The 14,031-nt window shown below is 46.0% G+C and carries 16 protein-coding genes and 1 pseudogene; 7 read left to right on the top strand and 10 right to left on the bottom strand.

What is annotated here, in order from left to right; translation table 11 throughout:
• The first annotated feature begins 3 nt into the window (after positions 1-3).
• The 4 genes and pseudogenes from SPIRS_RS22855 to SPIRS_RS03510 all read left to right on the top strand — a co-directional run bounded on the left by SPIRS_RS22855 (position 4) and on the right by SPIRS_RS03510 (position 1,201).
• Positions 4-240, top strand: coding sequence for a putative toxin-antitoxin system toxin component, PIN family (locus SPIRS_RS22855; RefSeq protein WP_049784581.1), 237 nt, complete (start codon positions 4-6; stop codon positions 238-240).
• Positions 241-341: 101 nt separating this feature from the next.
• A pseudogene (locus tag SPIRS_RS22850) lies at positions 342-599 on the top strand (transposase); the annotation flags it as partial.
• Positions 584-976 (top strand): type II toxin-antitoxin system VapC family toxin, encoded by a 393-nt coding sequence (locus SPIRS_RS03515; protein ID WP_013253296.1) that lies wholly within the window; start codon positions 584-586, stop codon positions 974-976. The pseudogene SPIRS_RS22850 and the gene SPIRS_RS03515, both read left to right, overlap by 16 nt.
• Positions 977-1,201, top strand: coding sequence for a type II toxin-antitoxin system Phd/YefM family antitoxin (locus SPIRS_RS03510; RefSeq protein WP_013253295.1), 225 nt, complete (start codon positions 977-979; stop codon positions 1,199-1,201). It abuts the gene before it with no gap.
• Positions 1,202-1,314: 113 nt separating this feature from the next.
• On the opposite strand, the gene SPIRS_RS03505 is transcribed toward SPIRS_RS03510, so the two are convergent.
• Positions 1,315-1,983 (bottom strand): RICIN domain-containing protein, encoded by a 669-nt coding sequence (locus SPIRS_RS03505; protein WP_013253294.1) that lies wholly within the window; start codon positions 1,981-1,983, stop codon positions 1,315-1,317.
• Between the two features lie 60 nt (positions 1,984-2,043).
• On the opposite strand from SPIRS_RS03505, the gene SPIRS_RS03500 reads away from it, so the two are divergent.
• Together SPIRS_RS03500 and SPIRS_RS03495 are read left to right on the top strand one after the other, a co-directional pair.
• Complete coding sequence (locus tag SPIRS_RS03500) at positions 2,044-2,433, top strand: transposase (RefSeq protein WP_216086404.1); 390 nt, start codon at positions 2,044-2,046, stop codon at positions 2,431-2,433.
• Between the two features lie 114 nt (positions 2,434-2,547).
• Complete coding sequence (locus SPIRS_RS03495; RefSeq protein WP_013253293.1) at positions 2,548-3,597, top strand: IS3 family transposase; 1,050 nt, start codon at positions 2,548-2,550, stop codon at positions 3,595-3,597.
• On the opposite strand, the gene SPIRS_RS03490 is transcribed toward SPIRS_RS03495, so the two are convergent.
• On the bottom strand, positions 3,583-5,259 hold the full coding sequence (locus SPIRS_RS03490) for a PI-PLC domain-containing protein (RefSeq protein WP_013253292.1): 1,677 nt from the start codon (positions 5,257-5,259) through the stop codon (positions 3,583-3,585). The two genes, SPIRS_RS03495 and SPIRS_RS03490, sit on opposite strands and share 15 nt — an antisense overlap.
• Positions 5,260-5,599: 340 nt before the next feature.
• Here SPIRS_RS03490 and SPIRS_RS03485 point away from each other — a divergent pair, with 340 nt between their 5' ends.
• Entirely contained in the window at positions 5,600-5,842 is a 243-nt protein-coding gene (locus SPIRS_RS03485; RefSeq protein ID WP_013253291.1) for a phage tail protein, read from the top strand.
• A 165-nt stretch (positions 5,843-6,007) separates the two neighbouring features.
• Here SPIRS_RS03485 and SPIRS_RS03480 read toward each other — a convergent pair whose 3' ends face one another.
• From SPIRS_RS03480 to rfbA, 8 genes are read right to left on the bottom strand one after another with little or no spacing between them, the layout of a single operon-like run.
• Positions 6,008-7,060 carry a glycosyltransferase family 2 protein gene (locus SPIRS_RS03480; protein WP_013253290.1) on the bottom strand — a complete coding sequence of 351 codons (1,053 nt, stop codon included), beginning with the start codon at positions 7,058-7,060 and terminating at the stop codon, positions 6,008-6,010.
• A gap of 17 nt (positions 7,061-7,077) precedes the next feature.
• On the bottom strand, positions 7,078-8,130 hold the full coding sequence (locus SPIRS_RS03475) for a glycosyltransferase family 2 protein (RefSeq protein WP_013253289.1): 1,053 nt from the start codon (positions 8,128-8,130) through the stop codon (positions 7,078-7,080).
• 8 nt (positions 8,131-8,138) lie between these two features.
• Positions 8,139-9,632, bottom strand: a complete 1,494-nt coding sequence (locus SPIRS_RS03470) for a glycosyltransferase (RefSeq protein WP_013253288.1) — start codon at positions 9,630-9,632, stop codon at positions 8,139-8,141.
• Positions 9,633-10,694 (bottom strand): glycosyltransferase family 2 protein, encoded by a 1,062-nt coding sequence (locus tag SPIRS_RS03465; RefSeq protein ID WP_013253287.1) that lies wholly within the window; start codon positions 10,692-10,694, stop codon positions 9,633-9,635.
• Positions 10,664-11,734, bottom strand: coding sequence for a dTDP-glucose 4,6-dehydratase (rfbB, locus tag SPIRS_RS03460; protein WP_013253286.1), 1,071 nt, complete (start codon positions 11,732-11,734; stop codon positions 10,664-10,666). Before rfbB ends, SPIRS_RS03465 begins: the two co-directional genes overlap by 31 nt.
• A complete protein-coding gene (gene rfbD, locus SPIRS_RS03455; RefSeq protein WP_013253285.1) occupies positions 11,731-12,609 on the bottom strand; it encodes a dTDP-4-dehydrorhamnose reductase in 879 nt (292 codons plus the stop codon). The genes rfbB and rfbD overlap by 4 nt, the downstream gene beginning before the upstream one ends.
• Positions 12,606-13,148, bottom strand: coding sequence for a dTDP-4-dehydrorhamnose 3,5-epimerase (gene rfbC, locus SPIRS_RS03450; RefSeq protein WP_013253284.1), 543 nt, complete (start codon positions 13,146-13,148; stop codon positions 12,606-12,608). Before rfbC ends, rfbD begins: the two co-directional genes overlap by 4 nt.
• Positions 13,138-14,016: a glucose-1-phosphate thymidylyltransferase RfbA gene (gene rfbA / locus SPIRS_RS03445; protein ID WP_013253283.1), complete on the bottom strand. Its 879-nt coding sequence runs from the start codon at positions 14,014-14,016 to the stop codon at positions 13,138-13,140. The genes rfbC and rfbA overlap by 11 nt, the downstream gene beginning before the upstream one ends.
• Positions 14,017-14,031: the final 15 nt, after the last annotated feature.

The following is a 14,031-nucleotide window of genomic DNA, read 5'->3' as shown; positions in this document are numbered from 1 at the left end:
TAGATGAATGTAGTAATTGATACAAATGTCATAATATCGGGTTTATTAAATCCAAAAAGCGTGTCTGGACAGATTATAAATTTGATCTTACATGAAAAGTTAACGTTATTATTTGATAACAGGATCCTGGAAGAATACCGCGAAGTTCTTAATCGAAAAAAATTTGGACTACATCGAAATATAACAGATCCATTATTTGATTTTATAAGAAATGAAGGAATATCTGATAACAGGAAATAAAAGGCAGTTTCCGGATAATGAAATAATAGTGACACCAAGAGAATATTTTGAAGAATGGAAATAGAGAAGATTGGTAGAGCGGATCAGCATTTGCCACCTGGGACCAGAAACTTAATATACTTCCTCATCTTCATTGTGTTGTTCCTGAGAAGGAAGGTAAGTGGAAAAGCTGCCGGGAGAATTACCTTCTTCCGGTCGAGGTTGTCAAAAGGAGGTTCCGCTTACTGTTTCTCCTCGAGCGTAAGGCGATGTATAAGAGAGGACTCAAAGAAGCCTCGCCGTCCATGGCTCGGTTACGAGAAAAAAGATTGATTAATAATAGAATGTATTGTACATTGTACATATGGGTATATTGGTAGATGCAAATATATATTTAGCTGTAATTCTTAATGAACCTGAAAAAATTAAGATTATTGAAATAACTCAAGCAGATGATTTGATTTCTCCAGCCGTATTACCGTTTGAAATAGGAAATGCACTATCTGCTATGTATAAAAGGAATAGGTTAGATAAAAATCAAATAATAGAGTGTTATTCAATTTTTCAACAAATACCAATTCGATTGATAAATGTTAATGTACAAACATCGTTAGCGATAGCTGCTGATTATGGTATTTATGCTTATGATGCTTATTATTTAGAGATAGCAAAACGATTTAAGTGTAGTTTGATGAGTTTAGATAATAGGATGAAAGAAGTCGCAAGTGATTTAGGAATCCATTTATTGGAGGTTTAAATGAGAGTATTTAGTTATTCAGAAGCAAGACAGAATTTTGCCTCAATATTGAATATGGCAACAGAAGAAGATGTTGTAATAGCAAAGAAAGATGGGACCAAGTTTAAGATAGTACCACTTACTAAAAATGAAAGTAAATCACCGTTTGATGTTCCCGGGATTAAGAGCAACATAACAACCAAAGAAATACTTGAGATCATGAAGGAGGCTCGTGAGACATTTTAGAAAAGAAAGCTGTAATTACGCCCTGTAATTACAGCTTTGAGCCACACAACTTCAGCTAACACGGGATGGGTGTAGCGCATCCATCGCCCGGATGCGGTCGCCAAAGGTGTTTCTTATACTGCAATCAGTTTAAACATTTGGGCCCGGGTTCCATTGTCGCGATGCTGCTGCAAATTTGTTTCACTGGAGAAATGAGCACCGGGTACATCGAGACATTTTTCCGAATGGTTGCAGACAAGCTTGACATATCCATCTCTGGCGGCTGGCAGCACGAACCACCACTGATTGCTGGCAAGATCGTGATACGAATACTGGATCACGGCGGCTCCATCATTGTCGGAACCTCCGCTTACGTCGATGGCCTTTCCGCTGTGAAGGGCCGTGATAAGATGGCTGCCGTCCGATAGCTGCTGAAAAACGAATTTCTGATTGTTTACGTCTTTTTGAGGATACAGTATCAATGGAACCTTATTGTCTTTGCTGCCGCCTTTGACGTCCAAAAACAGTTGATTCTCACTTTCGATTCTGTATGTCCCATTGTATGTAGTATAGGAGAACGAAAAGGGCTTACTGCGCAGGGGATCGACATCGGCGGTTCCGCTTGTCCACAATGCGTGACCAGCCGAATTATATGTAACAAGGTGACCGTCATCCTGCATCATGAGAACGACAGCCCCACTGCCCGTGCTTTGCCACCCGGGATTGCCGGTAATCTTGCATACCCCGTCGGCAAATGCAACAACGGCGTTGGTATTATGGGCGGTATCCCCCTGTGTCAACATAGATTACGCCTGATGTGAGAATTTAATTTCTTCATCAGAGAACAGAACTATGGAGACAGTATGAGGTACAGCAGAGCCATCAAAGAATCAGTCTTGAAAAAAGTCTTACCCCCTGAGAAGCGGAGTATCCGTGAGGTAGCCCTGGAATACGGCATAAACGATCAGACCATCCGAAACTGGATAGAGCAGGTAAATAACGGTATACTGAACCTGGATGCAGAGTTAGGACCTGCCGCTCTGGGCAACAGAGAAAAGTTTCAGCTTGTACTTGAAGCGGCCGGGGTCCCGGAAGAGCAGCTTGGCGGATGGATCCGCGAGAAAGGTCTTCACTCAGAGCATCTGCAATTATGGCAGCAGGAGTTGAGAGAGACCGTGACTGAAAAAGACACACAGCACAAGCAGGAACTGAAAGACGCGAAGAAAAAATACAGCAGCTCGAAAAAGAACTGAACCGAAAAGATAAGGCGTTAGCCGAAATGGCCGCTTTGATTGCACTGAAAAAAAACTCCACCGGATCTTGGAGGAAAACGAGGACGACTGATAGCTCAGCACACCAGAGAGCAGGTGCTCTCAGCGGTACACGATGTAGTGCAGGCTGGAGCTCGCAAAAAGGAATGCTGCCGGATGATCGGCATCTCGGCGAAAACGCTGGAGAACTGGAAAAATCACGGTACCACCGATAGGCGCAAAGGTGCTTCCAAAAAAGTTCCCAGAAAGCTGAGCGAACAGGAAAGACAGCAGATTCTGGAGGCATGCAACAGCGAACGGTTCAAAGATATGACACCGAACCAGATCGTTCCAATTCTTGCTCAGGAGGGCTTTTATTACGCCTCTGAGAGTACCTTGTACCGTATCCTGAAAGAAGAAAACAAGCTCCACCATCGTGAGAATACAAAGCCTCAACGGAATGTGAGCAATCCGCCTGAGCTTGTTGCAACCGCGCCGAATCAGGTATGGAGCTGGGACATTACCTGGTTACCAACAGCAGTCAGAGGGATATTCCTGTTTGCCTATGTGATCATAGATATCTACGACAAATCAATCGTCGGCTGGGAGATCCATGAACGTGAAGATGCAGCTCTGGCCAGAGATCTTTTTCATCGGCTTTCCACTCGAATGAACCTGAAAGGGGTGCATCTGCATTCCGACAACGGATCTCCGATGAAGGGCCTCTCATTACTTGCCCTGCTGTACATGCTTGGAGTGCGATATTCATTCAGCCGTCCGAGGGTCAGCAACGATAATCCGTTTATCGAAAGTTTTTTCAAAACCCTGAAATACACCACCGGTTATCCGGGAAGATTCAGAAACATAGATCATGCCCGTAATTGGATGGCCGATTTCATCGACTGGTATAATTATCACCATCTGCATTCAGCGCTCGGATACATCACCCCCAATGAGAAAAGAACCGGCAAGGATTCCGAGCTGTTCAAGCGGAGAAACGCCACGATGGAAGCTGCTCGAAACTCTCATGCTGAACGATGGGGAAAGCGATCCGTCAGGAAGTGGACGCCATCTAATGTGGTGGTTCTGAATCCTGGTAAAAACTATGAAGGACAATCCTCTACCGAAGGCAAAAAATCTTCACAAAATATTTCAAAGAGCGCGTAATCTATGTTGACATAAAGCGGTATTGCTTGACCAGAGCGACCGCTCTGAATTGTAAACGACAAAATTGCCGTCACCTTTCATGGCAGCTATGAATTTTCGATTAAGGCTTGCCAAATATTCCCCTTGCCGCAGGGATTGTCCGGGATACAGGGTGTTACCCTTGTAACGAAGGTTCCGTACCTGCTCTGTGTCGGGAAGCCTGTCGGAGAATTGATACGCTCTGAGTTTGGGATTGACCTTTACTATTTCCTGGGCAAGGTTTTTCGATTCCTTGAATCCGATAAAATCAAAGGCGACAAGAGCGGCACGTGTCAATTCGGAATGCTCCTGAAGATACTTGAGAATTTGCGGATTGGTCTCGAGGGACCATTGGCGGGGCGTATTGCTGTTGTTATGCTTTGGAGGATTCCAATCCTTATTCGCCCCAAAGCGTCCCATTTTCCCCTCGGTATAGGTATTTCGTGCCTGAATTGCCGATGTAAACTGATCGAATCGAGTCTTGCCACCGCCGTTATAGGGCTCACAAAAGGTTTTCTCCATTGTAATACACTTTTCATGTTGGGAATCACCCTTATGGTACTCGATTCTCGTTCCATCACGTTTATATCGAACACGCCAGGGATCGTTATCATATCCGCCGCTGAGACTCCCCTTGTCGACGGCATCAGAGACAATAAAGATCTTTCCCCTGATCTCCCTGAGGATGGGGAGAAGATCGCTATTGCTTCGATCCATATGCTCTTCACCCTTGTCGATAAAGATATAGTCGCGATAGGTTTTCAATATGGCATCCACTTCTTTTTTGTACTTTCCCGCCTGGGATGCGCTCATGTCCTGTTCCACGGAAATGAGCATGATGATGAATTCCGTAGGATGTTCCTTAAGCTTATTCACCAGGCGCTGAAAGGCATCCTGGAACAGGATGTTGCTATACGATCCTGCGTATCCAACCTTTATATTCGTACTGTGGGCTAATGCCGTTGCATCCAGGGAGTCCGACCAGTACACCCGCAGGTCGAAACTGCGAACGCCGACATCAAACTGATTTTCCAGGTTGAGATATTGCGTTTGTGCAGCACTATCCAGGATATTTGCAGTGCTCTCCATATTGGTAAGCCACATGGCGGAGTCATGGCTACCCGGAATGCTGATATTCGCAATCGACCTGTTATCGTCTACCTGCCCCATCCAGTTACGCAGATCGGCAGACGGCATCTGCTGGTAATACCGGTAACAAAGATAGATATATTTGCCACCTGCGCCACGGTTGAGATCTACGGAAAGCCTGTCATAGCCTGCCGGGGCGAAAGCATTCTTACCGGTAACAAGCAGCATATCGGTTATGCCGTCGGTATCATATTCACCTTTTGTTCCCTTTTTGTAGTAAAGATAAATGTACTCTCCGCCTGCACCATCATTCAAATCAATATTTGTCGACGTATATCCCGCTTCGGTCGCAAAATCCTTGGTAAAATAAGAAGAGGCTGTAGCAACCTTCAGATCGATTATCCGCTCTTGCCCCGTTCCCTTTTTGTAACAGATGTAGATAAACCTACCACCTGCCCCTTTGTTCACATCAAGGGGTATTGTTACATAGCCTGCCGGAGCAGAAATGGTGGCATGTTTTCCCTCAATGACCATAACGTCGGTTATGTACTCCATAATAAAACCTCCAGGCGCTCTGATAACAGCCTTGCTGTTATCATCTTTCCATCAAGACGAATATAGACAGGAAGAAGGGTATGCGACAAAGCGATTAGTTTTTATGGAATTCACCGTAGCCGGACTTTTATACAGTTGTTTCATACACATTTTGCGCGGGTATCCCACTAATCTCCATCAGCCGCCATTACCGACACCTGTCTATAACCAACAGATGCTTGTAACGGAATAACATGCTTACTGTACGGCGATGGGAAGAGAACGTCAATCGTTGCGGACAAAAAGCTTTATGCTTTCATGCATCCGGTATACACTTATGCAGTAAAGGAGTTAAAAAGATATGGATGGTTTTATCGGACAGATTCTATTGTTTGCCTTCAACTATGAGCCACGGCAGTGGTTGCCGTGTGAAGGCCAGATGCTGCAGATAGTGGACAATGAAGCCTTGTTTAGCCTTGTCGGAACACAGTACGGTGGTGACGGCCGCACAACCTTTGCTCTTCCCGATTTAAAGGGAAAAGAACCGGTTCCGGGTATGCGGTACTGCATCTGTACAGAAGGGGTGTATCCGCCGCGTTCCTGATCGATCGGGTGTGGTATCAATATTTGAAATAGAGATTCATGTAGGTAACGGTTGCCCTGTAAGCAGAAGCGTTTCTTGCGTATGGAGAGGGGTATCAATTACTTTTGGTGGTAGATAATTGGTAATTGAATACCAACACAATATAAGTATATAAAAGTGCCGTTTTTACCGCATGATGGCAATGATTTTCTTTAGAAGGCGTAAGGTATGGGCATAAAAAAGAGGCAGGAAGCGAATAAGAAAGTGTTTACAGCGATCGACGGGTCCTGTAAGAGGCAGATGTTTTAGCTCTTTCCAGCTTGCTTTCGATATTCCGGATAAGGCCTGTTTTACTGCTGCCGAAAAGGAAGAAAGCTGCTTTGTGCCGATCTTTCCCAAGCCGAAGCTGAAGGTATCGATCTTAAATCGCAGAAGCCAGGGAGAGAATGAATGGTCGGTAGTGATGGTGTGGACAAAGGTATCCAGTTCATCAAAAACGGCAAACAGTTCAAACCGTCGAGCATCTTTCTGGTTCGAAGCCTGGGCTGCATTGGCATATGAGTAATAATAGTTCACGACGGGCTCGGAACAGAAGGATATCCGTTCAGCAAGCAGCAGGCTTTTCCAGGTAAAGAATATGTCATTATGCAGCATGGTTTGAGAAAATCGGATGGTGTGTGCAAGGAGGAAATCTCGTGTGTAGATTTTGTTCCAGGGGAAGGCGGGAAGTGCAAGGAGGCATTGAGTATCTTTTATGTTGTGGTACGAGGAATTATCGACTTTAGCGGTTTGAGTGAGGTAGTTCCAGACTTTTTGTTCATATGCATTGACAGATCGGCGGAAAGGGGCATGTTCAGAGCTAATCATGTTATATCTGAAAACAGCAACTTCGGCATGGCTTTTCTCGATGTAGCCGGCCATACGCTCCAGGGCGTTTGAAGAGGCATAGCAATCGTCGCTGTCGAGGAAATGGATAAACGTACCAGAGGCAAGCTCAATACCCATATTTCTGGCACAACCGGCACCAAGATTTTTCTGCAGACGATGAACGCGAAAACGGGTATCACGCATAGAAACGTTACAAAGCATATCCCATGAAGCATCCGTAGAAAAATCATCAATGAAAATTGCTTCAAAGGATGTGAGGGTTTGATCCTGTAAGGAAGTGAATAAGCGGGGTAAGGAATGAGCTGAATTGTGAACAGGGATGATTACGGAAAGGGTTGGCACTTGTCGCATACAAAAGGATTCCAAGTTTATCCATGAAATTTAACAAATTTTCTTAGAAAGCGAAAAACATAAGCATAGGCAAGAGGGAAAAAACGAATAAGGAAATATTTGCATCGATCTATAGGCCTCAGAAAAGGCAGATATCTTAGCTTCTTCCAGCTTCTTTTGGGTACTACTGAAAGGGAATGCTTTGTGGCAGCAGCAAAAGAAGGCAGCAAGTTTCTGTTAACCTTTCCTATACCAAAGTTCAAAGTATCGAGCTTAAAGCGAGCAAGCCATGGGAAAAGAAACGGTTTTGCATCGATATCATGCACAAACTCGTCAATCTCATTCAAAGTAGAAAAAAGTTCGAAACGATACGTATCCCTCTGATTAGTGGCCTGAAAGGTATTAGTTTGCGAATAATAGTGATTTACCACTACTTCTGTGTTCAACGATATCCTCCTTGCAAGTACCAGGCTTTTCCAAGCGAAGATAATATCTTCGTGCAGCATGGTGTGTGAAAAACATATGTCGTTTTCAAGGAGAAAATCGCGTGAATAAATCTTATTCCACGGAAAAGCAGGAAGAGTAAGGATAGGCTGTATATCTTCAATGGTATGACATGAAAGGTTATTAGCTTCCTCCTTACCAACCAGGAGGTTCCACACTTTTTCTTCATAGACATTGACAGCCTGTCGCTGGAAAGAAGAACACGATGCAGTTAGATTATATCTAAAAAGGGCAAGATCAGAACAGCTTTTCTCAATATAATTAACCATAGTTTCAAGAGCCACAGGCTGAGCATAACAGTCGTCGCTATCGAGGAAATGGATATATTTTCCAGAGGCAAGCTCAATGCCCTTATTTCTGGCACAACCGGCACCGAGATTTCTCGGCATCTGGTGAACATGAAAACGTGCATCACGTTTAGAATAGTCACAAAGCATCTCCCATGAAGCATCTTTGGAACAGTCATCAATGAAAATGGCTTCAAAGGATTTGAAAGTTTGCTCACATAAGGAATTACATAATCGAGACAAATGATCCGCAGCATTGTACACAGGGATGATGACCGAAAGAGAAATGTGATCTTTCATGGAATGACTTATAGTCCTCCAATGGAGTGGAGAAAATCTTCAAAAGAAGAAATGGTATGAGGAGAGACTCTCGGGATCAAGATTTCTCCTCGCACAATCCGAGAGATGAGGCTGATCAGGGCTTCCTGATTACCTGCAGGATAAAGCCAACCATTTTCTCCTTCTGTAATATAGTCTTTTACGCCACCCAAATCAGCTGCAACAACAGGTTTTCCTGCAGCAATATGTTCAAGGAGAGCAACGGGTGAGTTTTCAAACCAAAGATGAGGATGAAATCCTATGTCATATTCATGAACAAAGCCGTATAACTCCTGTACAGTGTAAGGCGGATGAATCTCTATGTACGGAAGGGTTTCTGCAAGCCTCAGCCACTTTGTTCCAGCGTAAAGCACAGGGTCGATTCCACGGATAATTACGTGAATCCTGGCAGAAATATCATTGGGAAGCTGGGCAAGGGCCTCTACAAGAAAGGGCAAACCTTTGTGTTCCATACCTGATCCCCGATAAGAAAAGACAAGTGGTCTTTCACCCTTGGTAGGCATATTGCAAGAATCATTTTCCTGCAGCCTTTGAGCTGCGACCTTCAGAGCATCAAGATGGGGTAAGCCCAGCTTCACTACTTTGAGCCGGTCGGATGAAAGGCCTGCATGCTTTAAGGTTTCGGCAATAAAAGATGAAGGACTGAGTACCAGATCGGCATGCTGCAAGGCAGTGATCGCTGCAGTTCTGCGACACGCATAAAAGTTCTCTCCACGAGGAGCAGAAAGGAGGCTTAAGAAAAGCTCGTTCGTCGGTACAGCAGTTTCAGGCGGAAAAGGAATTGGTGGATCGCAAGGGGATAGACTTTCCCGCTTTTTCCACTTAATTCCCAACAAAGCCAAAAGTGAGACAGCAAGGGGATAAAGGTGTTCCCAGCCGAGCATGCGTCTGGCCCGGCGCTTTTCGAATAATCCCGCGGGGGTATGATCCCTGCAGGAATAGCAGCGGCTGCCGTCCAGATAATCGGTGCAGGCACTTTTGCCACGATACAACAATTGGATTTGTGGGCAAAGATAGTAGTGATCGTGGCAGAAAATAACCAGTTTTACCTTGGGAATCTGCTTTAAGAGGCGAGGAAGAGATAAACTGCTTCCCTCGAGCGAGTGAATATAGACTTCGTCTATGGCCTTTCGTTTCACCCACCGGGCAACAATTCTGCTCTGGTCAAGATCTTCCAGACTTTTTTCGCTATGAAAATTATACTTTTCCGGTGCCCGTTGCGAGCTGTTGAAAAGAGCGTATCGTCGTATTGCATGCCATCGCCGCAGGGGAAGGATAAAGGGAGAAGGTTTTCTCCCCCAAAGCCAGGAAAGGCCGTAGTGACGCCCGCTTTGCAGGTAGTAGACAGAGCAGCCTTCGGCTGCAAGCGCATGAGCATGGTGAAGAGCCACAAGGTTGTAGCCTCCGCCTTCACGGCTAGCTTTCCGGATATCGGCCCAGCCAATAATGAGGATCCTTTTCATCTAAACATGCATCCGTTTTCGCAGTACACGTCTCAAAAGCATGTCGGGGAGGTTCCGTCGAAACCGCAGAGAACGGGAATTCTTTAATCTTCTGATCTCTTCTCCCGCATCGGTAAGGAGCCTTACCGCACTCTCTGCCACAAGACGGGATGAAAAAAGGCGCTCGAGTTCTGCGATTTCTGAAGAAGAAACGCGATATGCCCCCTCGGTAAAAAGAAGCTGCCTTAGGTAATTTTCCAGATACTTTTTACACGTGGCTGCAGGGATATCAAATGCTTTAAGAAGAAAAGACGCAACGGCCCTTGATTCCTGGAAATAACGCTCGCTCTTATTACTTTGGGAAGTAACCCGGTCTGCATGAAGCCGATTGTAGTTGAGCTGTCGGCAACGGTATGCCAGCTTGCCACCGTTGGCAAGGAGCCTAAGATAGGTCATCCAGTCACCGCTTAAGGTAAAATCCTCATATACCCCGTAACGGCGCAGGGCATCCGTACGCATAATGACTGCAGAAGCGTTGGGAATGGTGTTTTTTACAAACAGGTTTTCCTTGATTTCCTGCATCCCGTTATTGATGTAATTGTTGTTCCACTTCACGGGATCAAGCCTCGCATGGATCTTTCGGAAGAAATCAGGCTTGATCAGTCTTGACTTTTCATCCACGACAGAGGAATCGCAGTATGCAAGAAGGATATCGGGGTCACCTTCCAAGACTGGTAGCAGCGTTGAGAGAAAATCGCGACTGCAGAAATCATCGGCTTCGGCAAACCAGATATAATGCCCCCGGGCAAGCTCAAGGCCCTTCGCCCACTGGTGAAAAACAGAACCACTATTGTGATTGTTTACTTCAACGGTATAGGGAAGTCCCGATTCAGATAAAAATCTTTCGGCAAGCCTTACGCTTCCATCATTCGAGCAATCATCGAGAAAGATGATTTCAATATCGCGATATTTCTGGGCAATGATGGAGTCAAGCCGCTGAGAAAGGTAGCGTCGATAGTTGTAGTTCGGTACAACAACGGAAACCATCGGTTTCACCGTCCCTGGTAGTTCTGCTCCATCCATCGTCGGTATTCACCACTTTTGATTCCTTCGATCCAGGAGCCGTTGCTTAGATACCACTTAACGGTATGCATCAGGCCCTCATCGAAGCTGAATGCCTGCTGCCAACCAAGTTCCTCCTTAATTTTTCGGCAATCGATGGCATAACGCTGGTCATGCCCGGGTCTGTCTTTTACGTAATGGATGAGCTTCTTATAACGATCAGGATCTTTGCCGGTCTGGAGGGCAGTAAGTTCACAAAGCTTATTGACCAGGTGAATATTTTCCCATTCGTTTTCACCGCCAATGTTATAGGAAGAACCGACTATTCCTTTACACATGATCTGCCATACGGCGCTATTGTGATCTTCTACGTAAAGCCAGTCGCGAATGTTTTTACCATCACCGTACACCGGCAGCGGTTTATCTTCCAACATGTTGAGGATCATGACGGGAATCATCTTTTCAGGAAATTGATAAGGTCCGTAGTTGTTGGAGCAGTTGGACAGGGTGATGGGAAGACTATAGGTGTGGTGATAGGCCCTGACAAGATGATCCGACGAGGCCTTGGACGCGGAATAGGGGCTTCTCGGATCATAGGCAGTTGTCTCGCTGAAGTATCCGCTTTCGCCAAGCGATCCGTAGACTTCATCGGTGCTTATGTGGTGAAAGAGCACATCACTCCGTCCCTCCCACATCTTGCGGCAGGTTTCAAGCAGGTTGAAGGTGCCGAGGATATTGGTATTAATAAAGGTCCCAGGCCCCAGGATTGAACGGTCGACATGACTTTCGGCGGCAAAATGGACCACGGCATCGGGATCATAGTGTTGAAAAACCTTTTCGATGCTCCCGGCATCACAAATATCCGCCTTTTCGAAAAAATAGCGTGTTGCCCCGAAGCGTGCCTGAATATCTGCTAAACTGGCGGGGTTTCCTGCATAGGTTAATGCATCGAGGTTGACGATATTGCCTTTGAAATCTGTTTTTTCAAAAAGGTAACGGATAAAGTTGGAGCCGATAAATCCAGCCCCTCCGGTAATCAGAATGGTAGTAAATTGTCTCATTGTTTTGCTCCTTGTTCCAGCAGAGAATCAAGATAGCTAGCAAGGGAGTCTTGCCACTGCGGAGGTTGATATGCAAAGGCATGCATGATTTTTTCCTTGGAAAGAAGTGAATAGGCGGGACGTTTTGCCGCAGTGGGAAACTGTTCGGAGCTGCAGGGGGTAACGGCACAGTCAGAGCTAACAAGGGTCCGTTCTCGGCCCATCCGGTAGATTTCCCGGGCAAACTGGTACCAGGTACAGGAACCTTCTCCAGAAAGATGATAAGTACCGTAGCATGCTTTATCCTGCTTGATGATGGTAAGGATAAGGCCAGTAAGAACACGTGTCCAGGTAGGAGACCCAGTCTGGTCGTTTACCACGGTGATCTCTTTTCGACTGTTCATGAGGGAGAGCATGGTATCGACAAAGTTCTTACCGTAGCGGCCGTAAAGCCATGCGGTCCTGATAATAAAATGATTGGGCCAGATTGTACGTAGCTCCTGTTCTCCTGCAAGCTTGGTACGTCCATAGGCGGTTTGAGGAGCACAAGGAGCATCCTCATGTAAAGGCGTGTTGGAGCTGCCGTCAAAAACGTAGTCGGTGGAGATATGAATAAGAGGCACCTTCCGACTTATAGCAAGCTTTGCGATATGAGCAACGCCGTCTCTGTTGAGGCTACGTGCAGCTTCTTCTTCCTCTTCGGCCTTGTCCACTGCAGTATAGGCTGAGCAGTTGACAATCCAAGCAGGATGTATTTCCGCGGCCCTTTCTTCCAGCGCCGCAGAAGAAAGGATATCTACCTCACGATCTGTTCCAATAAAGCTCAGGCCCGCTTCAGACAGGTGATCACTCAGCTCTCTCCCTAACATGCCCTTGTTGCCGATGACCCAAATCATAGTGAAACCTCGGAGAAAAAAGGAAGAGCTGCATCTTTTTCAGAGACTTGGGGATGATCCACAGGCCACGCGACGGCAAGATCGGGATCATTCCATCTGATCCCCCCGTCCGCCTGGGGTGCATACTCTGTTGTGCATTTATAGAGAAAATGGACGGTGTGAGATAAGACGACAAAGCCGTGACCACATCCTGGCGGGAGATACAACATGGTACCCTCTTCACTATTGAGGGTAATCCCGACCCACTGTTTAAAGGTGGGGGATGAAGGTCGCAGGTCAACGGCAACATCCCAGACACTACCTTCCACAGCATGCACTAATTTGCCCTGAGCATGGGAGGCCTTCTGGAAGTGTATACCACGAAGTACACCGAAGGCGGAATAGGAATGGTTATCCTGAACAAAGTCCGCACAGATACCTGCAGACTCAAAATCGCTTTTCTTGTAGGTTTCCATAAAAAACCCCCGTTCATCAGGAAATATACGGGGTTTGACGATCATTACACCGGAGATTTTCGTTTTTTGAAATTCAAAAGGCATCATCTTCCTCCACAACACGCCGGATGTAATCTCCATAACCGGATTTGGCATACCGCTTGGCCAGGAGTAACGCCTGAGATCGATCGATATAGCCCTTTTTATAGGCGATTTCTTCAATACAGGCAATTTTTAATCCCTGACGGGCTTCGACGGTTTTTACAAAATTTGTCGCCTCGGCCAGGGAGTCATGGGTTCCGGTATCCAGCCAGGCATAACCACGCCCCATGAGTTGGACATTCAACATTCCTTCCTCCAGATAGATTCTGTTAAGGTCTGTTATTTCCAATTCTCCCCTGGCTGAGGGTTTTAGATTCTCGGCGAACTTTACGACACGATTATCATAAAAGTAGAGTCCTACCACGGCATAATTTGATTTGGGATGTTCCGGTTTTTCTTCCAAAGAGACGGCCCTGCCCTTGTCATCAAACTCCACCACCCCATAAGCCCGGGGATTCCCGACTTTATAGCCGAAGACCGTGGCGCCGTGGGTTCTTTCCGCCGCTTTCTGTACCAGAGAGGAAAAGTCATGTCCGAAGAAGATGTTGTCTCCCAAAACAAGGGCAACGGAGTCTCCTGCAATAAAGTCTTTGCCAATGATAAAGGCCTCGGCAAGACCATTGGGGGCTTGTTGGACCGCATAGGAAAGGTTCAGTCCGATATCAGAACCATCCCCCAAAAGTTCGGCAAAACGCGAAGTATCCTGCGGGGTAGAGATGATAAGAATATCTCGAATCCCCGCCAGCATTATGGTAGAAAGGGGGTAATAAATCATGGGTTTATCGTAGACGGGTAGTAGCTGTTTACAGATGCATTGTGTGGCAGGATAGAGCCTTGTGCCGGAACCTCCGGCTAAAATGATGGCTTTCACAAAAAGAAGTCCTTT

The organism is Sediminispirochaeta smaragdinae DSM 11293 (genome assembly GCF_000143985.1).
Lineage (GTDB): Bacteria > Spirochaetota > Spirochaetia > DSM-16054 > Sediminispirochaetaceae > Sediminispirochaeta > Sediminispirochaeta smaragdinae.
Note: the sequence above shows the minus strand (reverse complement) of the source record. Positions and strands in the feature narration are given on the sequence as shown.

Bases quoted from the DNA above. Each gene is read 5' to 3' on its own strand.
- SPIRS_RS03505 (WP_013253294.1), bottom strand. From the start codon at position 1,983: ATGTTGACACAGGGGGATACCGCCCATAATACCAACGCCGTTGTTGCA.
- SPIRS_RS03510 (WP_013253295.1), top strand. From the start codon at position 977: ATGAGAGTATTTAGTTATTCAGAAGCAAGACAGAATTTTGCCTCAATA.
- SPIRS_RS03470 (WP_013253288.1), bottom strand. From the start codon at position 9,632: ATGAAAAGGATCCTCATTATTGGCTGGGCCGATATCCGGAAAGCTAGC.
- SPIRS_RS03465 (WP_013253287.1), bottom strand. From the start codon at position 10,694: ATGGATGGAGCAGAACTACCAGGGACGGTGAAACCGATGGTTTCCGTT.
- rfbB (WP_013253286.1), bottom strand. From the start codon at position 11,734: ATGAGACAATTTACTACCATTCTGATTACCGGAGGGGCTGGATTTATC.
- rfbC (WP_013253284.1), bottom strand. From the start codon at position 13,148: ATGCCTTTTGAATTTCAAAAAACGAAAATCTCCGGTGTAATGATCGTC.
- SPIRS_RS03475 (WP_013253289.1), bottom strand. From the start codon at position 8,130: ATGAAAGATCACATTTCTCTTTCGGTCATCATCCCTGTGTACAATGCT.
- SPIRS_RS22855 (WP_049784581.1), top strand. From the start codon at position 4: ATGAATGTAGTAATTGATACAAATGTCATAATATCGGGTTTATTAAAT.
- SPIRS_RS03485 (WP_013253291.1), top strand. From the start codon at position 5,600: ATGGATGGTTTTATCGGACAGATTCTATTGTTTGCCTTCAACTATGAG.
- SPIRS_RS03490 (WP_013253292.1), bottom strand. From the start codon at position 5,259: ATGGAGTACATAACCGACGTTATGGTCATTGAGGGAAAACATGCCACC.
- SPIRS_RS03515 (WP_013253296.1), top strand. From the start codon at position 584: ATGGGTATATTGGTAGATGCAAATATATATTTAGCTGTAATTCTTAAT.
- SPIRS_RS03480 (WP_013253290.1), bottom strand. From the start codon at position 7,060: ATGCGACAAGTGCCAACCCTTTCCGTAATCATCCCTGTTCACAATTCA.
- rfbD (WP_013253285.1), bottom strand. From the start codon at position 12,609: ATGATTTGGGTCATCGGCAACAAGGGCATGTTAGGGAGAGAGCTGAGT.
- SPIRS_RS03500 (WP_216086404.1), top strand. From the start codon at position 2,044: ATGAGGTACAGCAGAGCCATCAAAGAATCAGTCTTGAAAAAAGTCTTA.